Genomic DNA, 23,059 nt, shown 5'->3' with positions numbered 1-23,059 from the left:
ATCTAACCTTTTCCCCTGTTGTCAATCTCACTCGGTAAAACCGGACTCGATCAGCTTGATGAGCCCTTCCACCGCAGCCTGCTCATCCGGGCCGTCGGCGATGATACGGATATCGGTGCCCCCGACGATACCCAGCGACAAAACGCCCAGCAAGCTCTTCGCATTGACCCGGCGCTCTTCCTTTTCTACCCAGATGGAAGATTTGTACTCATTTGCCTTCTGAATAAAAAAGGTTGCGGGACGCGCATGCAGGCCAACCTGATTCTGAACGGTTACATCTTTCACAAACATAATTCATACTCTCCCAATCGATCAGTTTCTATGTGATTCGTGTTCGGCGCGCGACAGTGTGTCCGATTCAATATCCTTATTATAACATACTGGTAAGTTTCGTCAACGGAATTTCCGGCCCGTTTGCCGGATTTTCCCGATTTTCTGTTGTTTTTATAGATACGTAATGATACGGAGCGGCTCATTTGTCTATGTTCACCATAAAGTTTTCAACATAATCAGCATATTATACACGACCGGAACCAGCAACGCCGGGAGCAGATTCGCAGTCTTGATTTTGGCACAGCCCACAAAATTGAGGCCGATGCACAGAACAATCGCATATCCCACCATGCAGATCATCGACAGCAGGCTGTCGGACACCACCTGGGTGAGCACGCCGGCCAGCAGCGCCACCGCGCCCTGATAGACCAGCACCGGCACCGCCGAAAACAATACGCCAACCCCCAGGGTGGAGGCCAAAATCAGCGAGGTGGTCCCGTCGAGCGCGCTCTTGATGAACAGCACGCTGGAGTCCCCCCGCAGGCCGTCGTTGAGCGGCCCGATGATCGACATAGCGCCCACGCAGAAGATCAGAGAAGCGCTGATGAACCCCTTGGCGAAGCCCGCGACCCCCAGCTTATTTTCGATCTTCATGCCGAGATTGCTCAGGTGGTCGTCGATGCGCAGCAGCTCCCCCACCAGGGTGCCCAGCGCCAGGCTGACGATGAGCAGCAAACCGCCGCTGTCCGAGAGCTTTCCCTCGGGCGAGGCGGTGAACATCGAGGCGATCACCCCGTTGAGCGCCACAATCACGATACCCACGCCCAGCGATATCATCACGGAATTTTCAATATGCTTGGGGACGCCGCGCTTGATCAAAAGGCCGAGCGCGCCGCCGACGAGAATGGCTAATGTATTGACGATTGTACCTGTCACACCACATCTGCTCCCTACTGCCATCATATGTATTCTGTTCCCGTTGGGTGTAGGCCATGCATCCAGCGGCAAATTTCCTCGACGAAACAACAGAAATCAAGGCTCCTCAAAAAGCGGACCTCAACCGTAATTATACAAGATGAAGCTGTTTTTTACAATCCAAAAATTCGGCGAAAACCGATCGCATTTTTGTTTTTTCGGCCCCAGATGCGACATAGAATTGGGCGAAACCACCATCATAAATTCACAATTTTGTCACATCCTACGAATATCCGCTTCACATCGATGGTTTATTCTACCAGTAGTCAAGTTGCGGCCCGCTCGAGTGGGATTGCGCTCTCCTTGCAAAAAGCGGCAAATTTGGCTATACTAAGACCGTTATTCTCTTTTGTCTGCCGCAGGATGCGGCCCAGACGGAAACGGTGATTTGGAGGAGTGTTGTTCAATGGGAGATTCACAGGATTCACGCGTGGTACAATATAGAAAGAAGCTGCTGATAAAGCTAGCCGCCTACCTGGTCGTCGCGCTGTTCGGTGCGGCCGTGTTGGCATGGTGGTTTTCCTCCCCACACAGCGGGCTATTCGATTTTTATAAGGCCTACGTGATCGGCATGGGCATCGCCCTGTTGGTCTTTGGTATCGGCTCCGCTGTCAAAGCGCTGCTGATGATGTCCAACCGGGAAAAGCTCGCGGCGGCGGCCGCAGAAATCCCGGACGAGGATGCAGCGAGGCGCAGCCAACGGGCTATGGCCACCGCGTTTCAGGTCTATCTGGGCGTCATGGTGGTTGCCCTGGTGTTCATCGGACAGATTTTCAACTACACATCCTTTGTGGTCTGCCTGTTCAGCGTGGTGTTCGCCATCCTCTGCTACCTGTTTGTCGGGGCATGGCAGCGCAAGGGAACAAAGAAAAAGAAAGCCTAACCGTTAAGCGGCCGGTGCTCTTGGGGGGCGCCGGCCGCTTTTTATCTAAAAAGCTCCCCGCTTTCCACCAATAGGGGAAAACGGGGAGCCCGTACAAAAATAGATTGAGAAACAGGATCAGAAATCCACTTCAGTGCCGTAATAGCAGCACTTCAGCAGCTTCTCCATTTCCTCCTGGGTGGGGATTCTCGGGTTGGAACCGGTGCAGGCATCGCCAATGGCGAGCTCGGCCACCTTCGGCAGCTTCTCCAGGAACTCATCCTCCGGCACCATGCCGTTTTCATAGTCCTTGATGCACTTCGGGATGTTGAGCTGCACATTGTAGTCGTCGATCTTTTTGCACAGGGCGTCCACCAACTCAGCGGTGGTGCCGCCGGTCAAGCCGACAAACTTGGCGATTTCGGCATAGCGCTCGGCTGCCTCGGGATTTTTCGCGTTGAATTTGATCACCTTAGTCAGATACATGGCGTTGGCACAACCGTGTACAATGTGGCCGTTTTTGTAGGCCGCACCGGTTTTGTGCGCCATCGAGTGCACGATGCCCAGCAGAGCATTGGAGAAGGCCATGCCGGCCAGGCACTGCGCGTTGTGCATGCTCTCGCGCGCCTTCTTATCGCCGTCATAGGACGCTTTCAGATAACGGAACACCATATCGATGGCCTTGAGCGCCAAAGGATCGGTGTAGTCGCAGTGCAGGGTGGAAACATACGCCTCGATCGCATGGGTCAGGGCGTCCATGCCGGTGTGCGCAGTCAGCTTTGCAGGCATGGTCTGAGCCAGGTCGGAATCGACGATCGCCACATCCGGGGTGATGTTGAAATCGGCCAGCGGATATTTGATGCCCTTCGCATAATCGGTGATGACCGAGAACGCGGTCACCTCAGTCGCAGTGCCGGAGGTGGAGGGAATGGCGACAAACTTCGCCTTCTGGCGCAGCGTCGGGAAGGAAAACGGCTGGATGATCTCCTCAAAGGTGGTGTCGGGGTACTCGTAAAACACCCACATCGCCTTGGCCGCATCGATGGGGGAACCGCCGCCCATTGCGACGATCCAGTCGGGCTGGAACTCGCGCATGGCAGCCGCGCCCTTCATCACCGTCTCCACCGACGGGTCGGGCTCGACATTCTCAAACAGGCGCACCTCCATGCCGGCCTCTTTCAGGTAATCGACCGATTTGTCCAAAAAGCCGAAGCGCTTCATTGAACCGCCGCCCACAACAACGATAGCCCGCTTGCCCTTCAGGTTTTTGAGTTCCGCCAGAGAACCGGAACCATGATACAGATCTCTCGGTAATGTAAACCGTGCCATAAACAATTCCTCCCATATATAATCGTCAGATGGAACCTTCGAATACCGCCGGCCAGCAATACCCGAACGCCGTAACCCCCGACGGGGTGCGCAGGGGCGTCACAGCGATGGATATTTTGTCGCTTTCCGCCGGAAAAGAGGGGATTTCGCCCTCTTTGTTAATATTTTATCATTGTTTTTATCGCACGGGTAATGTAAAATATCAATATCGGGTATATCGGAATCTGCATAGGAGGAACCTGCCAATGAATTTGACCCACCTCAGATATCTCCTTGAGGTCGAACGCACCGGTTCGATCACCAAAGCCGCGCAAAACCTCTATATGGGGCAGCCCAACCTGAGCAAAGCCATCAAGGAACTGGAGAGTGAAATCGGCATCACGGTGTTCAAGCGCACCTCACGCGGGGTGGAGCCGACCCGCAAAGGCGCCGAATTCCTCTCCTACGCACATACGATCATCTCCCAGGTGGATGAGTTGGAGAGCCTTTACAAACCGCGCCCCGACAACGCCGTGGAACTATGTGTCTCAGTGCCGCGCGCCTCGTATGTATCCACCGCCTTCGCGGCCTTTGCCGGCCGGTTCGTAAACGAGCCTCATGTCGATTTGCGCTACAAAGAGACGAGCTCGATGGGAGCGGTAAACGATGTGGCGAGCGGGGAATCGGATTTTGCAATCGTCCGGTTCCAGACCATCTACGAGCGGTACTTTGTCCATCTGCTGCGGGAACAAGAGCTGGACTACGAGCCCCTATGGGAATTTAAAATGATGCTGCTGATGTCCGAAACGCATCCGCTGGCCCACTACGACGATGTGCCCTACCACATGCTCAGCGGATTCACCGAGATTGTGCACGGCGATTTCCAGGTGCCCTCCCTCTCCTTCTCTCAAATCAACAAGGACGCCAGCTTCAGCAGCCCCTCCAAACGGCTATATATCTACGATCGCGGCAGCCAGTTTGAGCTGCTCCGCCAGGTGCGGGGCAGCTACCTCTGGGTCTCCCCCATGCCCGACGAGGTGGTTCAGCGCAACGGCCTGGTGCTGCGCCACTGCGCGTTGGCCGACCTCTCGAATAAAGATGTGATCGCTTATCCGCGCAAGCGGCCGATCGGCGAACACGGCCGCGCGCTGATCGATCGCATCCGGCGGGAGATCGACAGTATTCATGGATAAGGACAACATAAAAAAACAGCCCCTGCATCGAAATTAGATACGGGGGCTGTTTTTCTGTCTTTCTTCTGCGGAGCGCAGCCAGCGCTGTGCCACCGGGATTGGCAGAGCTTCTTTTCGCTTAGAAACCCAGCAAGCTGGTGACATCCGCCACCAGCTTCTGCGCAATCTCATCCGCGCGCTGCTGGGTGTCCGCTTTCACCATATAATAAGCTTTGATCTTGGGCTCGGTGCCGGAGGGACGGATCACCACCTGGCAATCCCCCTCGAGGTCGTACGAAAGCACGTTCGACTTGGGCAGGGTGATCGGCGTCTCGCCGCCGTCCACACGCTTTTTCACCGAGGTTTCGTAGTCCGCCACCGCAACCACCTTGAGGCCGGCCAGCGCCTTGGGCGGATCGGTACGCAGCGAGTTCATCAGCTCAGCCATCCGCTGCATCCCGCTGGCGCCCTCGCAGTAGAAGTTGGACTGCACATTCTTATGTACGCCGTATTTCTCATACAGCTTTTGCAGCGCGTCCACCAGGGTCATGCCCTGCTCCTTGTAGTAGGCGGTCATCTCGCAGATCAGCATGGAGGCGACCACCGCGTCCTTGTCTCGCACATAGGTGCCCGACAGATAGCCGTAGCTCTCCTCAAAACCGAGCAGGAAGCGGTTCTCTTCGCCTTTGGCCTCGAGCAGCGCGATCTGCTCGCCGATGTATTTGAAGCCGGTGAGGATGTCGATCACCTGAATGTCGAGGTCCTCGCCCATATTATTGACCATCGATGTGGTGACGATCGTCTTGACCACGATCGGATCCTTGGGCATGGTGCCCAGCTCGGTGCGGCTGGTGGCGATATAGTGGGTGAGCAGCACGCCCACCTCGTTGCCGGTGAGCAGAATGTATTCGCCGTGATGGTTCACCGCAATGCCCACGCGGTCGCAGTCGGGGTCGGTGGCCAGCAGGATGGAGGGATTCTCCTTTTCGCACAGGTCGAGCCCCTTCTGCAACGCCTCGCGGATCTCGGGGTTGGGGAACGGGCAGGTGGTGAAGTTGCCATCCGGCTTCTCCTGCTCGGGCACTGTCACCACGTCCTTCACACCGATGCGGTCGAGGATAGAGCGCACGCAGCGGTTGCCCGCGCCGTTGAGGGGAGTGTAAACCACCTTGAGGCCGGCGCGCTCGCAGATGCCCTTGCGGATTGCCTGGGCCTGCACGTGGTCGAGAAAGCTCTGCACCACCTCTTCGCCGATCAATTCGATCATGCCGGTGCGCAGCGCCTCGTCGTAATCGGCCAGCTTGACGCCGGTGAACAAGTCCACGCTGTTTGCGTGCTCCAGCACACGGGCGGATTCCTCGGTGCCGAGCTGGCAGCCGTCCGCGCCGTAGGCCTTGTAGCCGTTATATTTGGCAGGGTTGTGGCTGGCGGTCACCATGATACCCGCCTGGCAGCGCAGCTCGCGCACCGCGAAGGAGAGCGCCGGGGTGGGCATCAGCTCGGGATAGAGCCACGCCTTAACGCCGTTGCCCGCCAGCACGCGCGCAGCTTCCCTGGCAAACAGGTCGGACTTGATGCGCGAATCGTAGGAAATCGCGACCATGGGGGCGTCCGAGCGCTCCTTGAGCATCATGGCCAGGCCCTGGGTGGCCTTGCGCACGGTGTAGATGTTCATGCGGTTGGTTCCCGCGCCGATCACGCCGCGCAGTCCGGCGGTGCCGAACTCCAATTCCCGGTAGAAGCGGTCAAAGATTTCCTCCTCCCTGCCCGCGATCTCGCTGAGCTCCCGGTGCAGGTCGGGGTCGTCCACCGCCAGCTCGAGCCATCTTTGATACAATGCTTTTTCGTCCATCATATACCTCCTGAGCCGCTTGCGCGGAGAAATTTAAAATAAGAAATAGCTTTCCACGTTCCATTATATCGGTTCCTTGCGGGGGACGCAAGCGAAGATTGTATCATGCCTATGGAATTTTTCAGCCTGTTTGCGCATGGAAAAGGCGGGCCCGGAAACTTACGGGCCCGCCCAACAGCGGGAATTTATTCCCTGCGGAGGGTCAGATTGCCGTCCGTGCAATCCACCGTGAGGCGGGTGCCCGGGGCGAGGTCCTCGCCGATGATCTTGCGCGCCAGCATGGTTTCGACCTTCTGCTGAATATAGCGGCGCAGCGGGCGCGCGCCGTAAACCGGGTCGTACCCGTGCTCCACGATGAACTCCTTGGCGGCGGGCATCACTGCGATGGTGAGCTGTTTCTCCTTCAAGCGGCCGGCCAGGTCCTTCATCATCAGGTCCACAATCGAGGAGATTTCCTCCCGGGTGAGCGGCTTATAGAAGACGATCTCATCCAAACGGTTGAGGAACTCGGGGCGGAACTGCTGCTTGAGCAGCGCGTTCACCTGCGCGCGCGCCTCCTCGCTGATCGAGCCGTCCGCCCCGATGCCCTCGAGGATATAGCTGCTGCCGAGGTTGGAGGTCAAAATGATGATGGTATTTTTAAAGTCCACCGTGCGGCCCTGCGAATCGGTGATGCGGCCGTCGTCCAGCACCTGGAGCAGCACATTGAACACATCGGGGTGCGCCTTCTCGATCTCGTCGAACAGCACCACCGAATAGGGCTTGCGGCGCACCGCTTCGGTGAGCTGGCCTCCCTCGTCGTAGCCGACGTATCCCGGAGGGGCACCGATCAGGCGGGAGACGCTGTACTTCTCCATGTATTCGCTCATATCGATGCGCACCATGTTGCGCTCATCATCGAACAGGCTCTGTGCCAGCGCCTTGGCAAGCTCGGTCTTGCCCACGCCAGTGGGGCCGAGGAACAGGAAGGAACCGATCGGGCGGTTGGGGTCCTGGATGCCCGCGCGCGAGCGCAGGATCGCCTCGGAGACCCGCTCCACCGCCTCATCCTGGCCGATCACCCGCTCGTGCAGGGTGTCCTCCAGGTGCAGCAGCTTCTCGCGCTCCCCCTCCATCAGTTTTGACACAGGGATGCCGGTCCAGCGGCCGACGATGCGGGCGATCTCCTCCTCGGTGACCTTATCCCGCAGCAGGCTGTCGCCCTGTTCGGCCTTGGCGGCGACCTCTTCCTCCTGCCGCAGCGCCTTTTGCAGCTCAGGCAGTTTGCCATATTTGAGCTCAGCAGCTCTGTTGAGGTCGTAGGCGCGCTCCGCCTTTTCGATCTCGCCGTTTACCTGTTCCAGCTCCTCCTTGAGGGAGCGCACCTTCTGGATGGCATTTTTTTCGTTCTCCCACTTGGCTTTCATCTCTTTGAACTTGGCCCGCATGTCGGCCAGCTCCTTCTGGATTTCGGCCAGGTGCTCCTGCGAGAGCTGATCCTTCTCCTTTTTGAGCGCCGCCTCCTCGATTTCATGCTGCATGATCTTGCGCTGGAGGTCGTCCATCTCGGTGGGCATCGAGTCGATCTCGGTGCGGATGGTGGCGCACGCCTCGTCCACCAGGTCGATCGCCTTGTCGGGCAGGAACCGGTCGGTGATATAGCGGTTGGAGAGTACCGCGGCCGCGATCAGCGCCTGATCCTGTATTTTGACGCCGTGGAACACCTCGTAACGCTCCTTTAAACCGCGCAGGATCGAGATGGTGTCCTCAACGGTCGGTTCATCCACCATCACCGGCTGGAACCGGCGTTCGAGCGCGGCATCCTTTTCGATGTACTGGCGGTATTCATTCAGGGTGGTGGCGCCGATGCAGTGCAGCTCGCCGCGCGCCAGCATGGGCTTGAGCAGGTTGCCCGCATCCATCGCGCCGTCGGTCTTGCCCGCGCCCACGATGGTGTGCAGCTCGTCGATGAACAGGATGATCTTGCCCTCGCTCTTTTTGATCTCCTGCAACACCGCCTTGAGCCGCTCCTCAAATTCGCCGCGGAACTTGGCGCCTGCGATCAGTGCGCCCATGTCCAGCGAGAAGATTTTGCGGTCCTTCAGGGTGGTGGGCACGTCGCCGCGCACGATGCGCAGCGCCAGCCCCTCGGCGATGGCGGTCTTGCCAACGCCTGGTTCGCCGATCAGCACAGGGTTGTTCTTGGTCTTGCGCGACAGGATGCGGATGACGTTGCGGATCTCCGCATCGCGCCCGATGACCGGATCGAGCTTATGGTTTTTTGCCAGCTCCACCAAGTCCTGCCCGTACTTTTTGAGCACGTCGTAGGTGTCCTCGGGGGTGTCGCTGGTGACGCGGGTGTTTCCGCGCACCGTCTGCAACGCGGCCAGAAACTTGTTTTTATCGATGGAGTACGCGCTGAACACACGCCCCATGGCGCTGTTCGGCTTTTCGAGCAGCGCCAGAAAGATGTGTTCGACCGACACATACTCATCCTTCATCTTGTCGGCTGTCTTTTCCGCCTGCGCCAGGGCGGCATCCACTTCCTGGGAAATATAGATTTCGCCGCTCTTGCGCCCCGATCCGCTCACTCCCGGGATTCTGGCGATCTCGCCGTCCACCGCGCGGGCTAAGCCCTCGACATCCACGTCCATCTTTTTGAGGAGCTGCGGGATCAGCCCGTTCTCCTGCCCGAGCAGCGCGTACACCAGGTGCGCCTGCTCGATCTGCATATTCTGGTGCTCGATCGCCAGCGTCTGCGCGCTTTGCAGGGCCTCCAGCGATTTTTGCGTCAATTTTTGTGCATTCATTGCGTTCACTCCTCTATCGTGAAATAGCTTTGCATTTGTTTTAGCACTCATTACATTTGAGTGCTAAAATTATAATAATACATATTGCCAAAAAAAACAAGTCTAATTTGTAAACAATTTAAGAAAAAGCGGGCGGCCAAGGGTATTGTTCCCCGGTCGCCCGCTTTTTTTCCGTTATAATCGAATCTGTACCCGCGCCCCGTGCCGGTCTTTGATATCCACCAGCATCAATTTGGGGTGACGCCGCACAATGCGGCGGAGCTCCTCCAGAATGCGGCGCGCCTGTTCTATTTCCAGCGTGGCGCCTCGCCGCTTTGCCTCGGATAACAGGATGCGCTCGGCCAGCCCGCTGTAGAGCAGCGCTGTTGGGATGGGCAGCCACAGAAAATGGCGCTTATCTTTGACAAAAATCCTCATTCCACCACAACTTCCACATGTTCGCCTTCCGCTGAATCGACCTCGACCAGCTTTCCGATCACACCCTGCTCCACCAACTCAAAAATTTTAGCGAAATCCACCTGCTGCAACGCCGTATTGTTCGCCACCTCCGGAATCTGCATCCCGATCTCCACCCCAACCTTGACGAGCAATATCGGCAGGTTGATGCGCACGCGATCCCCCTTTGGGCTGTCCACAATCACCTTGAGCATCATATCGTCGAGTTCCTTGCGCTCCCCCTTCGGCACCATCCGCACCGATTCCTCCTGCCTGCCGCGCAGCAGCTCATCGACCGAAATATGAAAGAAATCCGCCAACTGCGGCAACATCATGATGTCCGGGCAGGAGATATCGTTCTCCCATTTGGACACCGCCTGCGCGGACACCGAAAACTGCTCCGCGAGCTGGTCCTGGGTGAGCCCCTTCTTTTTTCTCAAATCCGCAATTCTTTTTCCCATACTGCTTTCCATTTTGAATCCTCCTGTCCGCCGGTTCCGGCTGTTTCTTTGAATCGCAACATCTCCATTGGATTCTGCTCCCCATTATTCTGTAAAACGGGCCGAAATGGAAGCGCACAACCGTTGAATTCCCCCTACTGCCGGTTGATTTTGGCCCAACCGTCGGTTGTTTGGCCGTCAAAACGCGCCAAAAGGCAGAAAAAATGGGCGGTGAGGAATAATCCATCGCCGCCCGGCAAAAAACGGTTACAGTTGAAGGGTGCTGTTGACCAGAACGATCGTCAGCAGCGCGCTGAAGATGCCGCACAGGATCATATAGACCCGCCGTCCCTTGCGTGAACCCATGTTACCGGCCAGCAGGCCGTACAGCACACAGGCGATCACCAAACCCACCACCTGAAATGAAACCTGAAACAGATCGGATGACATCCCGGAAAACCAACCGTCCAGCAGGTGCGACAGCGGTATCCCGAGCAGATGAAAGAGCGGCACTGTGGCCAGCGGCAGCACCGCAACTGCCTGACCTGCACGGCCCGTGCGAAAGATGATCGCCGCCATCAGCAGGATCAGGACAATGATGACCCAGCTTTCCACCAACAAGGCAGTTCCCTCCCCTTCCTGAATCTTGTTGTTAGAATTCCTCTTTTATTATATCATTATCCCAGTTGTTCGTCCACAATCTTCTGCGCCGCGTCCGCATCGTCAGCCACCACCAGCACCACGATCTTGCCCTTGGTCTCGGTCACGGCGTCGTTTATCTTTTTGACCTCCTCCGGCACATAGTCCTCGAACTGGAACATCAGATCCTCCAGCCGCATCTGCACCGCTTCTTCGATCGCTGCGACCCCTTCGGCATCCTTCGCCTCAAACACCGCGATCTCCTCTGCCGTGCCGCCCGAAGCGCCTTTGTACATCTTGAAGCCGGCCAACGTGCTCGCATCGACTGTCGGATAAAAATTGTTTACGATGGAGATATCGTTCTCCTTCATTTCATCCTGGAAGGTCAGCCCGTCCATCAGCGCCTGTGCAATCGACGCCGCATTGACATCCGCAGCCGCCTGCTTGCCGCAGCCGCTCAAAATCGCACTCAGCGCAAGGAGAATCGTCAATACCGTCACCGCAGTTTTTTTCATCGCCATTGTCATTCAACTTCCTTTCGATGTCGGGCGGAGGACCGCCCTCTTGCTTCCTTATTTTTGTACTGTATGGGTCTTTAAATAGTCAAACCACTTCTGATAATACTTTGAGGTGAAGTGCATCCCATCGCTGGGGCTCGCGTCGTCCGGCAGCGCGCCACTTTCGTCCTTGAACGCCTCCGCCACGTTGACATAATAGAGCCCCAATTTTTCGGTCAGCGCCAGGATATCCGCGTTGTACGCGTCGATCTTGCTGTTTGCATACCGCTCATCCCCGTCCGACTTGGCCTTGGTGACCGGCAGAATCGACTGCACATAGATGGTCGCATCCGGGAACGCGTCCATCACATCGCGCAGAAATTCCTCGTAGTATTCAATAAAGAGGTCCTGCTCAATCCAGGCCAGCCCGTTCGCCCCCAGCATGATGTAGATCTTCTTCGCGTCCGGATACTCCTTCATCCCGTCGAGTATGGTCACCAGCTCCCCCTGGGAGTTGCGGTAGACCTTCTTGGTGCGGATGGTGTCCGGATTGATGCCGGTGTGCGCGATGACCGTGGTATTCTTCATGATCTCATACGAGAGGATGCCGCTGGTGATCGAATCGCCGACAAACAGCGCGTCGTCAAAGTACGAGCTGCTCACTCGCTCCCCCTTGGGCACCACCACCGAGGTCATCTCGGGCGGCTCAGACGAGCTTTCCGGCTCAGGCTCAGTGCTGCTGGCGGGCTCAGACGGCGCCGGCTCCGATATCGAGGAGGAGCTTGCGCCGATCCCAGCCTCAAGCATCGATTGCATCGACTGCTTGGCTTCCAGCTTCTCCTGATCCCCGCTGAAGCTCTGCCACGCATACGCGCCCACAAACGCCACCATTGCGGACAGCAGCAGGATCACCAACGCCCCCCCGGCCGCCGAAGGCTTTTTTCTATTGTGACTGGTAAACACTTCCCGATTTCTTGCCATGCCTGTTCCCCTTTGCCCTTCACCGGCTTCGCCGGAAAAGCTGTAACTGAGTTTTTATTATACTACAAACCCGTTATCATTGCCATTGCTATTTTGTGAATTTATTCCGCTATAATCGGCTACAAATCTGTGGAACAGTCTTCCCATATTCTCCACAGGAATACTCCGTAAAGAAAATTTGATCCTGCGCTTTCCCCACCTTCTCCACCGTTTCCACAAGGGATTTTTCTGCGTTTCTGCCGAATAAAAACGTCTTTTGTCCTCCAGTTTTGCACATACTTTTCCACATCTATAGCAATTATACGTTCCGTAATCAACACTTCCAACCAAATTTTCCACATAAAATGGCCTTATTCCTCGAAAACTGCTCCACATCGCCAACCGGTCCGTGGAAAACTCGGTTGAAGCCGTGGAATAACCACCATTTTTATCCAACAATATTTTACTCGTTGTAAAATTCCTTTTTCGCTAAGGGATACAAAAAAATTTCTTGACGGAAAGCCCTTTATTATGTATAATATTGTATGTTGTCCGCTGGATTTAATCGCTTGACCAGGGCGGTTTAGGTGAACGTTTCTGTTTGCAATTTGAAAGATGCTAGTATGGCTCAGTTGGTAGAGCAGCGCATTCGTAATGCGCAGGTCGTCGGTTCGAGTCCGACTACTAGCTCCATATTATGAATAGATGCTGAGTTTAAAAACCTGGCGTCTATGCGGCTTGGCGGGGATTTTGAATTTACCATTCGAAATCCCCGTTTTTATAGAAACATCCTGTTTTTTGAAAAAAGCGGGGTGTTTCTATTTTAAGGCCGAAAAGAGTCTCAAGAGAATCCAATCAAATAGCTTCCACTTGCTGAGTACTTTAAGGCGGCTGTGTTCTTCCTTCTCAAAACGCAGCCGCCTTTTTTGTATTTCAAAAAGTTTTGTGAGACCGTTCACCTTCTGCGGTATATGTTCTGATACGCTTCTTAGTGAGATTCATTTTTGTGCAAAATGTGAGATTATGAAAAGAAAAGTGTGAATTTCTCCGAAAAATAAATTGTTTATGAACTTAAGGTGAAAATTGCTTGAAAATTGATATTTCTTGTCCTATAATAAAAACCGACAGAAAAATAAGTGATGAAGTGCTCCCTCTGGGGAGAGAATAGGGAAACGGGTGAAAATCCCGTGCGGACCCGCCGCTGTAGACGTGGAGTCGGCTTGCTGAATGTCACTGGGCAGTCGCCTGGGAAGACAAAAGCCGATGTGGATACGTGAGCCAGAAGACCTGCTTCATTCGCCGAAAACATTCCTGCCGGTAACCGGGAATGTTTGTCGCCATAGGTTCTATGGCTTATTTGTTGTTGCAAAGACGGGCAGCAGCTGGAGTTTCCAGTTGCTGTTTTTTTATTTGCTGGGTAGAAAACCGAAAAGTGAAACAACTGAATATCGTTCATGAAGCGCAAGTCGCCGGGCTGCCCAGGGGGGCAAATCCCTCCCGGCGTAATTTGGAATCGGGTGAAAATCCCGGGCAGTGCCGCTGCTGTGAGAGGACTCGTCCTCGAGCCAGAATCCATCCTTGTGCGGAAGCTGAGATCTGTTAGCGAGCACGAAGCAGAAAGCAGGGAGCCGATCCAAGGGATTGGCCCGCAATGGAACACAGGCTACCAATGGTTTCCAGCCGTTTTTTGGCGGGAGGTGATTGCTGTGCGTCCATGTTGCTTTTTAATTTGTGCTCGGCGGATTGGCAAAAGTAAAAAGGGCCGTCCTCGAGTTGCAGAGGAGGGTCCTCCTTTTTGCCCAGAAGATGGGCGGAGCGGGGACCGAAAAACAGGACGCTTTTGTCACAGAGAACAGGAGGATAAGACGTTGAATCAAAATGGGTTACGAAAAAAGATTGCGGCACGCACAGGGGTTCCAGAAGACACCGTGGAAACGGTTCTGGAAGCGATGCGTGGGACAGTTCAGGAGCTTTTGGAGAACGGCGAGGAGCTGCATTGGAGCGGCTTTCTCCGGATGTGGACGGTACTTAAACGCCCGGCGGCACCCTCCGGCAAGGTGCTTTACAAGGATACCCCGCATCAAAAGATTCGCTATCGGATGCCAGATTGTACCTTTGCGGGCTCAATCGTCCAGCCAATGAAAAAACGTACATTTAATTTGGCTGAAAAGCATAAGGCCTCCCCGGTGAGTTTTTCGAAGGATAACCCGAAAGCGGGTTCAATAAAAGGAGTGTAGTCAGTGGATTTTACATTAGAAGATATTTTGCACACCATTGGCCAGGCGTTGATGAACCCTTGCTTGGTCGTGCTGTTCCTGCTCATGGCGGTGGCCGTCTGGCAGGTGGGTGACCTGCTGGTAGAACTGCTGGTGGAACGGCGGAAATATCGCGTAAAAGTGCCGGAGCTCATGCAAGCGCTGCATGCAGGCGGAAAGGAACACCTTGCGAAGCAGATCGAGGCCAGCGGCCTCCTGCGGGGGCAGAAAGATATCCTCCTCTCGATGATCCAAGCGGATAACCTGCCCAAGGAATCCCTGGTGGCCCTGGCACAGAGCCAGCTGGCGACGGCGGAAAGGCGCTGTGAGAAGACCGTGGCCGTCACCAATCTGGTGGCCAAGTTGGGGCCTATGTTTGGGCTATTGGGGACGCTGATTCCCTTAGGGCCGGGCATTGTAGCCCTGGGGCAGGGGGACACGACCACTCTGTCTAGTTCTCTGGCGGTTGCCTTCGATACCACTATCGCGGGACTCATCAGCGCGGCAGTGGCTTCGGTGATCTCCAACATCCGTAATCGCTGGTATCACGATGATATGGTAATCTTGGAAACCTTGATGGAAGCGACCTTGCAGGAGGTGATAGAGGATGCTGAATAGCGGACGGCTCAAAAACCGGCACTCGTTTGGCGTGGAGGAAGCGGATCCGATGGCTGGTGTGGCAAATCTGGCGGATGTGATGCTGGTGTTTGCCTGCGGGCTGATGGTAGCTCTGATCTTGAATTGGAACGTGGACCTCAGCCAAAACAAGGTGAAGATTCTGGAACAGGAACAACTGGTGGAGGTGGAAGACCCTGAAAAAGCGGTCAAGGACATCAACTCCGCGGCCGCCTACCAGGAGCGGGGCGTCGTATACGAGGACCCCGAGACCGGAAAAATGTATGTAATCATGCCCACTGACCAATAAAAAATGAAAGAAAAGAGGAAAAACATTGAAACTGAGTAAAAAAAGATGGCTGGCAGGCCTGATGGCTGTTGTGATGGCCGGCTGCATGCAGATAACCGCCTTTGCCGAAGCCCCGGAGGAGAGCCAACCCGGAGAAAATGAAATCACGGTGTGTGTGACTATGGAGAAGTTGACGCTGGGTCAGGGATACATCATTGAGCCCACCTTGGTCAAGGTACCGAAGGGAACCCAGGCCTCTGTGGTCATCACCAACCTTCTCCAGGAGAAATACCCGGAGGTGGTTCCACCTTATCAGCATACCGGAGAGATCACAAGCGGGTTTTATCTCTCCCAGGTGTATGACCCAGACCATCGGGATATGGCGAACATTCCCCAGTTCCTGCTGGACAAGGTAGGCGCTGATTTGAATTACGCCGACGCCGAGGATGAATGGCTGGGCGAGTTTGATTTTTATAATATGTCTGGCTGGATGTACACGATTGGAACGGCGGAGGAGACCGGCGACGCCACGTTCCCGCCGGTGGGCGCGGCGGATTGGCATCTAAATGACGGCGAGGTCATGCGCTGGCAGTATACAATTTACGGTTATGGTTCTGACTTAAACGCGGATAACTCCGAGTGGGGCTCGGAGAGCCTGGTGAACGTGGGTGATAAGGACGCCCTGATCTGGCAGGTCGCAGAGCTGAATGCGGCTATGCCCCGCGAGGAGCTGCAAACCATCGAGGCATACACCAACGCTATGGCGGTCCTCACAGACGCCACCTCGGAGCAGGCGCGGATCGATGAAGCCCTGACCGCCCTGCAGGAGGGAATATCCTCTTATGAGGCACAGAAAGCCGCCAAGGAGCAAAAGGATCATAACCTGAAGGTAGCAACCACTGTGGGTATTCCAGTCTTGATCATTCTGATCATCATCTTGATCGTGGTCATGATGCGCAAAAAGAAAGCTGCAAAATAAAGGAACGGAAGGAAGCGGCGAAAATGAAACAATGGTGGAGCCGTATCATATCCGTGGTAATCGCCCTGACTATGCTCTTGACACAGATGTCCGCCGCATGGGCGGCGGAGCCGCTCGGTGTGGAAAATTCCCCGCTGGAGGAGGTTATCGAGGGGATCATTCTCTGGAAAAAGGCGGAGAATGGATCGGCCCCGGAGGAATCCTTTTTTAACGATGCCTATTTAGGTCAGGCGGGAACCACTGCGGGCGACTGGTATCCCATCGGCATGGGCCGGTTTGGATATGAGGAAGACTATGGGGCCTATTTGGCTATGTTAAAAGAAAAGGTTCAGGAACGCTACCGCAAGCCGGAAAAGCTCAACCGGGACAAGGCCACGGAGTGGCACCGCATCTCGTTGGCGGTCTTGGCCTGTGGGGGGGATCCGACCTGTTTTGGCGTGGACGAGGCTGGGAACCCCATCAATTTGATCGCGGACGGCGTGTATAACCGAGGGAACACCGCTTCTCTGGGCCGCCAAGGGATCAATGGCTGGATCTGGGGGCTTATCGCATTGGACTCCATGCGCTATGAGATTCCAGAGGGCGCCTACTATTCCCGAGCCGATATCTTAAAGCAGATTTTACAGCGCCAGTTGCCGGACGGCGGCTTCGCACTGACGGGCAGTGTGGCCGACCCCGATATTACGGCAATGGCCCTCCAGGCATTGGCCCCCTACTACATCAGCGACGCGGTCTACTCCTATCGGAGAGGGCAACAGGAGGTCAGCCGCACGGTGCGGGAGGTGGTGGACGAAGCGTTGGCCTGTCTATCCGTCATGCAGCTGGAAAACGGGGGGTATGCCAGCTGGGGGACTGAGAACGTGGAGAGCGCCGATCAGGTTTTGGTGGCGCTTTGCAGCTTGGGAATCGACCCCCTTTCCGATGCCCGGTTTGTCAAAAATGGAAACACGCTTTTGGACGCGATCCTGAGCTTCCGCCAGCCGGATGGGGGGTTCCTTCACTCCAGAGTCTATGACGCTGACAATCCCTCGTCTTTGCCCAATCAATCCAACACCATGGCCGGGGAACAGACAGTCTATGCCCTGACCGCGCTGTGGCGGCAGCAAAATGGAAAAAATGCGCTGTATGACTTTCGGCCGGAGGGCAGTGCGGATGGCCTTCCGCCGGATGATCCCCGCTCGGTCCACGCTGATGCCGGGAGTCAGGAGGACAGCTCCGTGTTACTCTATTTTGCACAGAGCGACCGGGACGCGGTGGACGCATTACCCGGCCTTTTGACCACAGAAAATTACGTCACGGTGATCAAACTGCTGGACAAGCTGGAAAAAAGCGAGGATTTTGAGGGCAAAGAGCACTATACTTCAGTTTTGAATGAGGCGAAGGAACAGATTCAGGCCGTCCAGGACGAGATCGATGGTATCAACCGGGACGTGTTGGAGAAACTCTATCCATTTAATAAAATTTCTCTTAAGGATAAAAAAACGGTGGACTCCATTGTGTCCCGCTATGAGCGACTGTCAAGCTACGACCAAGGGAAAATCCTCCGCTGGGACGATGTAGTTAAAACTAAAACCCAGGTGGATAACCTGCAGCGGGCCGTTTACATTGCCATTGTTCTAGCCGGGCTGGCCCTGATTTTGGCCCTCGTGGCGGTAAGGCGTCTCTGCAACCGCGCCGGAAGCAAAAAACGCGCGATGGAGCAGTTGGCAGAACAATATAAGGATGAGGATCTATGAAAAAGGACCTACTGGCACTGGGGTTCGTGCTGCTGATCGTAGCGGTGTTGCTGTCTGGAACAAAATTTCAGACCGTGGAGGAGTACTACCTTACCCACATCGACGACATCACGCCGGAATCGGAAACGGTGACGGTCAGCATTGAATGCTCCAACATTCTGAAGAACTGGGATGACTTGGACCCTTCCCTGCAATCGGAGGAGTTCGTGCCGTCCGACGGCGTGATCCTGCCACCCACGGAATATGTTTTGCGCCCAGGCGACACGGTTTTCGATATCCTAGAGCGGGCGGTGCGCTACAACAAGATCCAGATGGAGTATCAGGGGGCCGATCAGAACATCTATAAAAGCGTCTATATACAGGGGATTCACTATCTATACGAATTTTCCTGCGGTCCGCTCTCCGGCTGGATGTATCGGGTAAACGGGGAATTCCCCCTATACGGATGCAGCCGTTATGAGCTCAAGGACGGCGATGTGATCGAATGGGTATACACTTGCGACTTGGGCCGAGATGTGGGCAACGATTGGAAGGAGGAAGCAGGCTCATGAAAGCGTTTTCCAATTTCCATCCATTGGTGCTGTTTTTTTACTTCATCAGCGTTTTGTTACTCACCATGTTCACCCTGCATCCAGTCCTGCTGTTTTTTTCTCTGCTGGGGGCGGTTCTGTTTGCGTCAATGTTGGAGACTCCCCGCGCGGTGTTGGTGAGCCTGGGATTCTATGTCCCCATGTTTTTGCTGATCGCGGTCACGAATCCGCTGTTTTCCCACAACGGCGTGACTCCGCTCTTTTTTATGAATGACAACCCGGTAACCCTGGAGGCAATCCTTTACGGAGCCGCGGCCGCGGGAATGGTCATATCCGTGATGTATTGGTGCCGGTGCTACAATACGGTGGTGACATCGGATAAGTTCTTGTACCTGTTTGGAAAGCTCATTCCAAAGCTCAGCCTTATTCTTTCTATGGCGTTGCGCTTTGTCCCGCTGTTTAAGGCACAGGTGAAGAAGATCAGCCGGATTCAAAAGACGATGGGCCTTTATTCCTCTGAAAGCAAAGTGGATCGGCTGCGCGGCGGTTTCCGGGTGTTTTCCGCCATTGTAACCTGGTCGCTGGAAAATGCTGTGGATACGGCGGCATCCATGCGAGCCAGAGGCTACGGTTTGCCGGGTCGCAGCAACTATTCTATCTACCGGTTCACGCCGCGGGACGGGGCCGCATTGGGTATTCTGGCGGTCCTGCTGGGGGGCTCGCTGTGGGGAATGAAAACTAAGGTATTGGAATTTTCCTATTACCCCCGCGTTGCGGCGCTCTCCCTCACTCCGGTTGTTCTGGCAGGCTATGCCGTTGTCTCCGCACTGATGTTCCTCCCATTTTTGATAGAGGTCAAGGAGAATCTCGTATGGAATTATTTTCGATCAAAGATTTAAGTTTTACATATCCCGACGAGGCCCAAAAGGTCTTGAACTCCGTCAACCTCACAGTGAGTGAAGGGGAGTTTATGGTGGTCTGCGGCCCATCCGGCTGCGGTAAAACCACGCTGCTTCGTCTGCTGAAACGGGAGCTTTCCCCTCATGGAAAGCGGGAAGGAGAGATTCGGTACCTCGGAACCCTACAGGAGGAACTGGACGACCGGGTTTCGGCCGGGGAGATCGGCTTTGTGATGCAGAATCCTGAAAACCAAGTGGTGACGGACAAGGTCTGGCATGAGCTGGCGTTCGGCCTGGAAAATCTGGGCCTGCCCAACGGGGAGATACGCCGCCGCGTTGGGGAGATGGCCAGCTTCTTCGGCATCAACCGCTGGTTTGACCGAAAGACATCGGAGCTTTCCGGCGGGCAGAAACAGCTGCTGAATCTGGCATCCGTTATGGTGATGCAACCCCGAGTGCTGATCTTAGACGAACCCACCTCCCAGTTGGATCCAGTGGGTGCGGCGGAGTTCATCACCACACTGCATAAACTGAACCGGGATCTGGGCCTCACCATCCTGTTGGTGGAACACCGGCTGGAAGAGGTATTTGCCATCGCGGACAAGGCCGTGGTCATGGACCGGGGGCGTGTGCTGTTCAACGATACCCCAAGGACGGTGGGCGGTCTCCTGCGCGACTGCCCGGAAAAGGGCAGGATGCTGCTGGGAATGCCCAGCGCAGTGCGCATCTTTAGTGGACTGAATGCCACTGGGGCCTGCCCTCTGACGGTGAAGGAAGGCCGTTTGTTTCTGAAGGCGCATGCCTCCAACCAAGCCTGCCGCCGGATCGAGGATGGCGAGCTCAAACCCCTGGGAAAGGAACTCCCCGCCGTTCAAACCAAAGAACTTTGGTTTCGCTATGAAAGGAATCTGCCAGACGTGCTGAAAGGGCTCTATCTCACGGTGGAACAGGGGGAGATTTTTGCCGTTCTGGGAGAAAATGGTTCGGGAAAAAGCACAATGCTGCGGGCGATTTCTGGGCAAAACGCCGCCTACCGCGGAAAGGTGGAGCTATTTGGGAAAAAGCTCCAGTCTTATAAGGGGACGGAGCTCTACCGTCATAACGTGGCATTCCTGCCGCAGGATCCACAGTCCGTATTTTTGAAACCGACGGTAAAGCAGGACTTCCAGGAGATTTGTAGCGCTATGGGCTATGAGAAGCAAGAGGCGGAGGGCGTGGTGGCGCGCCTGGCGGAGCAGTTGGAAATTTCCGCCCTGCTGGACCGGCATCCTTATGACCTGTCCGGAGGAGAACAGCAGCGGGCGGCGCTCTGCAAGGTTCTTCTGCTGCGTCCGCGCCTGCTCCTGCTGGATGAACCCACCAAAGGGATTGACGCCTATGCCAAGAACACCCTGGAACAGATTTTGAAAGAACTGCAACAGCAGGGAATCACCACGATCATGGTGACCCATGATGTGGAGTTTGCGGCATCCTGTGCAGACCGCTGCGCCATGCTGTTTCATGGGGAGATCATGGATGCGGAACGTCCCAGGGAGTTCTTCTCAACCAACACCTTTTACACGACGGCGGCCAGCCGGATTTCCAGGACGCTGTACGAAAATACAGTGACGGTGGAAGATGTGGTGGAACTGTGCAGCCGGAATGGAGGATTGCAATGAAACGCAAGTGGACCGTTACGGTTGTTACGCTCGCCGCGATATTGACTGTGATTGTGGCGGGGGTCGCGCTGTTTCATGATAGGAAATACAATATCATATCCATCCTCATCGCTTTGCTCTCATGTGTGCCGTTTTTCCTGGCCTATGAGAAAAAGCAAATGAAGACCACCGAGATGATTCTGGTTGCCGTCATGGTGGCGCTGTCATCAGTGGGACGGATTATTTTTGCGCCCATCCCAGGATTCAAGCCGGTGACCGCGATCACCGTCATCACCGCCCTGTACTTCGGCCCCCAAGCCGGATTTCTGACCGGTTCCCTTTCCGCAGTGATCTCCAATCTTTTTTTCGGTCAGGGGCCTTGGACACCTTTCCAGATGTTTGGCTGGGGGATAATCGGCCTTCTTGGCGGCCTGTTGCAGAAATGGTTGTTGGAATCGAATCATTGGAGAATCCGTCTATCCTTATTCGGCATCTTTGCAGGCGTGGCCTATTCTATGATCATGGATATCTGGACAGTACTTTCCCTGGATGGAACCTGGAGCTGGACGCGGTATTGGACGAGCATTGGCCTCGCACTGCCATTTACATTGGAGTATGCGGTGTCAAACGTAATATTTCTAATGGTTTTGACCAAACCCATTGGCACAAAGCTGCAAAGGGTCAAGAAAAAATATGGTTTAGACGAGTCGTATTCTTAGAGCATTTCTGAAAGGTGGCTGTGTCCAAAATTTTAGACAAAACTTTGTCAGGTAAACTGTTTTTGCAGGAATTCTGGGTGGATTTCGGGGGAAAACGGCGCAATATAGCGAATTTGTTGTTAAAAAAACGGATGCGCATGCTTTTCAGAAACGCTCTAAAGGAAGGTGGAAATATGATCTATTTAGGACAACTGGAGCATAAGGAGCAGATGCGAGCTTTGGTTGACGTTTATCATCTGGGTTTGGAAAGCTACGAATTGGGTATCGGCGAGGCGCTGGATGACTGGCATGCGTCGGCAGAACGATTTCAACGGGATTTAGGCCCGGTCTGTACAGAAGGTTTGTCCCTGCATGGGCCATTTCTCGATTTAAATCCGGGGTGTTATGACAGCAGAGTTAGGGCCGCCACCATGGAGCGATTTGAGGCCTGTTATCTAGCCGCCCAGCATGTGGGGGCGGATCGGATTATATTTCATTCTGGCTTTTTGCCCCTCATTTATCACGCGAAAAACTGGCTGGAAAATTCCATTTCCTTTTGGAAGGAGTTCCTGGCCGGAAAGGGGGACGGCATCCAGATTCATCTGGAGAATTTATATGATCCATATTGGGAACCGATCAAGCGTTTACTGGACGAGGTGGAAAACCCAATCTTCACTGCATGTCTAGATGTGGGCCATGCAAATGTCTTTTCCAGCCGTCCGGTGTTGGAATGGCTGGAGGGCTTGGGAAGTCATATTGGACACTTCCATCTGCACAACAATGACGGGAACCTTGACCAGCATCGTGCCCTATCTGACGGGGCGATTCCAATGAAGGAATTTCTGAAAAGCCTTCAAGAAAACCATTTTGGAGTGAGCTGTACGCTGGAGATCAACGACGCTCAGGCGGCGAAAGAGTCACTTCTGTGGTTGGAATCGGAGCTCGGATGGGATCTCTCCCGAAAAAGTAAGAGCGCATAACGATTCAAAGCTGTCTGGAAAGGCACGAGCTCTTGCTTTTACCGCAAAGTAAATTATCGCGAAGAAAGACGAAGCGTAAGTTTCACTTTCAACGCGATATTTTTTATCCCCAAACAGGGGCAAAAACCAGAAAGGAGGCAAGCCGCATGACTGACTCCTTTAAATACAACGCAGTCCTTCTAATAAAAGATAGGCTCTGAGCCGGGTGAAATCGATATTCCCTTCGTCCATTTTTATTG

General features: G+C 54.8%; 22 protein-coding genes, 1 tRNA gene and 2 riboswitches. Of the genes, 13 read left to right on the top strand and 10 right to left on the bottom strand.

The window, feature by feature from the left end:
• Positions 1-27: 27 nt before the first annotated feature.
• Positions 28-291, bottom strand: a complete 264-nt coding sequence (locus H8711_RS09380; protein WP_249283212.1) for an HPr family phosphocarrier protein — start codon at positions 289-291, stop codon at positions 28-30.
• 195 nt (positions 292-486) lie between these two features.
• The gene (locus H8711_RS09375) at positions 487-1,209 is read right to left on the bottom strand and encodes a DUF554 family protein (protein ID WP_249283211.1); all 723 of its coding nucleotides are present in this window, start codon (positions 1,207-1,209) and stop codon (positions 487-489) included.
• 445 nt (positions 1,210-1,654) lie between these two features.
• Here H8711_RS09375 and H8711_RS09370 point away from each other — a divergent pair, with 445 nt between their 5' ends.
• Positions 1,655-2,131: a hypothetical protein gene (locus H8711_RS09370; protein WP_249283210.1), complete on the top strand. Its 477-nt coding sequence runs from the start codon at positions 1,655-1,657 to the stop codon at positions 2,129-2,131.
• Positions 2,132-2,248: 117 nt separating this feature from the next.
• Here H8711_RS09370 and H8711_RS09365 read toward each other — a convergent pair whose 3' ends face one another.
• Positions 2,249-3,439: an iron-containing alcohol dehydrogenase gene (locus H8711_RS09365; protein ID WP_249283209.1), complete on the bottom strand. Its 1,191-nt coding sequence runs from the start codon at positions 3,437-3,439 to the stop codon at positions 2,249-2,251.
• Positions 3,440-3,684: 245 nt separating this feature from the next.
• On the opposite strand from H8711_RS09365, the gene H8711_RS09360 reads away from it, so the two are divergent.
• Positions 3,685-4,611: a LysR family transcriptional regulator gene (locus H8711_RS09360; protein WP_249283208.1), complete on the top strand. Its 927-nt coding sequence runs from the start codon at positions 3,685-3,687 to the stop codon at positions 4,609-4,611.
• 118 nt (positions 4,612-4,729) lie between these two features.
• On the opposite strand, the gene H8711_RS09355 is transcribed toward H8711_RS09360, so the two are convergent.
• From H8711_RS09355 to H8711_RS09325, 7 genes are all read right to left on the bottom strand, one after another.
• Complete coding sequence (locus tag H8711_RS09355; protein WP_343274529.1) at positions 4,730-6,445, bottom strand: phospho-sugar mutase; 1,716 nt, start codon at positions 6,443-6,445, stop codon at positions 4,730-4,732.
• 182 nt (positions 6,446-6,627) lie between these two features.
• Positions 6,628-9,231, bottom strand: coding sequence for an ATP-dependent chaperone ClpB (clpB, locus tag H8711_RS09350; RefSeq protein WP_249283207.1), 2,604 nt, complete (start codon positions 9,229-9,231; stop codon positions 6,628-6,630).
• Positions 9,232-9,405: 174 nt separating this feature from the next.
• Positions 9,406-9,648 carry a hypothetical protein gene (locus H8711_RS09345; protein ID WP_249283206.1) on the bottom strand — a complete coding sequence of 81 codons (243 nt, stop codon included), beginning with the start codon at positions 9,646-9,648 and terminating at the stop codon, positions 9,406-9,408.
• A complete protein-coding gene (locus H8711_RS09340; protein ID WP_249283205.1) occupies positions 9,645-10,139 on the bottom strand; it encodes a helix-turn-helix domain-containing protein in 495 nt (164 codons plus the stop codon). Before H8711_RS09340 ends, H8711_RS09345 begins: the two co-directional genes overlap by 4 nt.
• Positions 10,140-10,373: 234 nt before the next feature.
• Positions 10,374-10,727, bottom strand: a complete 354-nt coding sequence (locus H8711_RS09335; protein WP_249283204.1) for a hypothetical protein — start codon at positions 10,725-10,727, stop codon at positions 10,374-10,376.
• Positions 10,728-10,783: 56 nt separating this feature from the next.
• Positions 10,784-11,266 carry a DUF4358 domain-containing protein gene (locus tag H8711_RS09330; RefSeq protein ID WP_249283203.1) on the bottom strand — a complete coding sequence of 161 codons (483 nt, stop codon included), beginning with the start codon at positions 11,264-11,266 and terminating at the stop codon, positions 10,784-10,786.
• Positions 11,267-11,317: 51 nt separating this feature from the next.
• Positions 11,318-12,223, bottom strand: coding sequence for a GDSL-type esterase/lipase family protein (locus tag H8711_RS09325; protein WP_249283202.1), 906 nt, complete (start codon positions 12,221-12,223; stop codon positions 11,318-11,320).
• 596 nt (positions 12,224-12,819) lie between these two features.
• On the opposite strand from H8711_RS09325, the gene H8711_RS09320 reads away from it, so the two are divergent.
• The 11 genes from H8711_RS09320 (at position 12,820) to H8711_RS09270 (ending at position 22,820) form a co-directional block, all read left to right on the top strand.
• Positions 12,820-12,895 (top strand) — tRNA-Thr (locus tag H8711_RS09320).
• A gap of 432 nt (positions 12,896-13,327) precedes the next feature.
• A riboswitch (cobalamin riboswitch) is annotated at positions 13,328-13,511 on the top strand.
• A gap of 137 nt (positions 13,512-13,648) precedes the next feature.
• Positions 13,649-13,798: riboswitch (cobalamin riboswitch) on the top strand.
• Positions 13,783-14,439, top strand: a complete 657-nt coding sequence (locus H8711_RS14045) for an HU family DNA-binding protein (protein WP_343256340.1) — start codon at positions 13,783-13,785, stop codon at positions 14,437-14,439. Its footprint overlaps the riboswitch before it by 16 nt.
• A 51-nt stretch (positions 14,440-14,490) precedes the next feature.
• Positions 14,491-15,075 (top strand): MotA/TolQ/ExbB proton channel family protein, encoded by a 585-nt coding sequence (locus H8711_RS09310; RefSeq protein WP_249283200.1) that lies wholly within the window; start codon positions 14,491-14,493, stop codon positions 15,073-15,075.
• Positions 15,065-15,382 (top strand): DUF2149 domain-containing protein, encoded by a 318-nt coding sequence (locus tag H8711_RS09305; protein ID WP_249283199.1) that lies wholly within the window; start codon positions 15,065-15,067, stop codon positions 15,380-15,382. Before H8711_RS09310 ends, H8711_RS09305 begins: the two co-directional genes overlap by 11 nt.
• A 25-nt stretch (positions 15,383-15,407) precedes the next feature.
• Entirely contained in the window at positions 15,408-16,340 is a 933-nt protein-coding gene (locus H8711_RS09300; RefSeq protein ID WP_249283198.1) for a DUF4430 domain-containing protein, read from the top strand.
• 23 nt (positions 16,341-16,363) lie between these two features.
• A complete protein-coding gene (locus H8711_RS09295; protein ID WP_249283197.1) occupies positions 16,364-18,076 on the top strand; it encodes a prenyltransferase/squalene oxidase repeat-containing protein in 1,713 nt (570 codons plus the stop codon).
• Complete coding sequence (locus H8711_RS09290) at positions 18,073-18,627, top strand: DUF4430 domain-containing protein (RefSeq protein WP_249283196.1); 555 nt, start codon at positions 18,073-18,075, stop codon at positions 18,625-18,627. The genes H8711_RS09295 and H8711_RS09290 overlap by 4 nt, the downstream gene beginning before the upstream one ends.
• Entirely contained in the window at positions 18,624-19,505 is an 882-nt protein-coding gene (locus H8711_RS09285) for an energy-coupling factor transporter transmembrane component T (protein WP_249283195.1), read from the top strand. Before H8711_RS09290 ends, H8711_RS09285 begins: the two co-directional genes overlap by 4 nt.
• Complete coding sequence (locus tag H8711_RS09280; RefSeq protein ID WP_249283194.1) at positions 19,478-21,163, top strand: ABC transporter ATP-binding protein; 1,686 nt, start codon at positions 19,478-19,480, stop codon at positions 21,161-21,163. The genes H8711_RS09285 and H8711_RS09280 overlap by 28 nt, the downstream gene beginning before the upstream one ends.
• On the top strand, positions 21,160-21,861 hold the full coding sequence (locus tag H8711_RS09275) for an ECF transporter S component (protein WP_249283193.1): 702 nt from the start codon (positions 21,160-21,162) through the stop codon (positions 21,859-21,861). The genes H8711_RS09280 and H8711_RS09275 overlap by 4 nt, the downstream gene beginning before the upstream one ends.
• Before the next feature lie 14 nt (positions 21,862-21,875).
• Complete coding sequence (locus H8711_RS09270; protein ID WP_249283192.1) at positions 21,876-22,820, top strand: TIM barrel protein; 945 nt, start codon at positions 21,876-21,878, stop codon at positions 22,818-22,820.
• Positions 22,821-23,059 lie beyond the last annotated feature (239 nt).

The organism is Ligaoa zhengdingensis, from assembly GCF_014384885.1.
In the GTDB taxonomy this organism is placed as follows: Bacteria; Bacillota; Clostridia; order Oscillospirales; family Ruminococcaceae; genus Ligaoa; species Ligaoa zhengdingensis.
Note: the sequence above shows the minus strand (reverse complement) of the source record. Positions and strands in the feature narration are given on the sequence as shown.

Coding starts and splice junctions, on each gene's coding strand:
- H8711_RS09380 (WP_249283212.1), bottom strand. CDS start 291: ATGTTTGTGAAAGATGTAACCGTTCAGAATCAGGTTGGCCTGCATGCG.
- H8711_RS09370 (WP_249283210.1), top strand. CDS start 1,655: ATGGGAGATTCACAGGATTCACGCGTGGTACAATATAGAAAGAAGCTG.
- H8711_RS09365 (WP_249283209.1), bottom strand. CDS start 3,439: ATGGCACGGTTTACATTACCGAGAGATCTGTATCATGGTTCCGGTTCT.
- H8711_RS09360 (WP_249283208.1), top strand. CDS start 3,685: ATGAATTTGACCCACCTCAGATATCTCCTTGAGGTCGAACGCACCGGT.
- H8711_RS09355 (WP_343274529.1), bottom strand. CDS start 6,445: ATGATGGACGAAAAAGCATTGTATCAAAGATGGCTCGAGCTGGCGGTG.
- clpB (WP_249283207.1), bottom strand. CDS start 9,231: ATGAATGCACAAAAATTGACGCAAAAATCGCTGGAGGCCCTGCAAAGC.
- H8711_RS09345 (WP_249283206.1), bottom strand. CDS start 9,648: ATGAGGATTTTTGTCAAAGATAAGCGCCATTTTCTGTGGCTGCCCATC.
- H8711_RS09340 (WP_249283205.1), bottom strand. CDS start 10,139: ATGGAAAGCAGTATGGGAAAAAGAATTGCGGATTTGAGAAAAAAGAAG.
- H8711_RS09330 (WP_249283203.1), bottom strand. CDS start 11,266: ATGGCGATGAAAAAAACTGCGGTGACGGTATTGACGATTCTCCTTGCG.
- H8711_RS09325 (WP_249283202.1), bottom strand. CDS start 12,223: ATGGCAAGAAATCGGGAAGTGTTTACCAGTCACAATAGAAAAAAGCCT.
- H8711_RS09310 (WP_249283200.1), top strand. CDS start 14,491: ATGAACCCTTGCTTGGTCGTGCTGTTCCTGCTCATGGCGGTGGCCGTC.
- H8711_RS09305 (WP_249283199.1), top strand. CDS start 15,065: ATGCTGAATAGCGGACGGCTCAAAAACCGGCACTCGTTTGGCGTGGAG.
- H8711_RS09295 (WP_249283197.1), top strand. CDS start 16,364: ATGAAACAATGGTGGAGCCGTATCATATCCGTGGTAATCGCCCTGACT.
- H8711_RS09290 (WP_249283196.1), top strand. CDS start 18,073: ATGAAAAAGGACCTACTGGCACTGGGGTTCGTGCTGCTGATCGTAGCG.
- H8711_RS09285 (WP_249283195.1), top strand. CDS start 18,624: ATGAAAGCGTTTTCCAATTTCCATCCATTGGTGCTGTTTTTTTACTTC.
- H8711_RS09280 (WP_249283194.1), top strand. CDS start 19,478: ATGGAATTATTTTCGATCAAAGATTTAAGTTTTACATATCCCGACGAG.
- H8711_RS09275 (WP_249283193.1), top strand. CDS start 21,160: ATGAAACGCAAGTGGACCGTTACGGTTGTTACGCTCGCCGCGATATTG.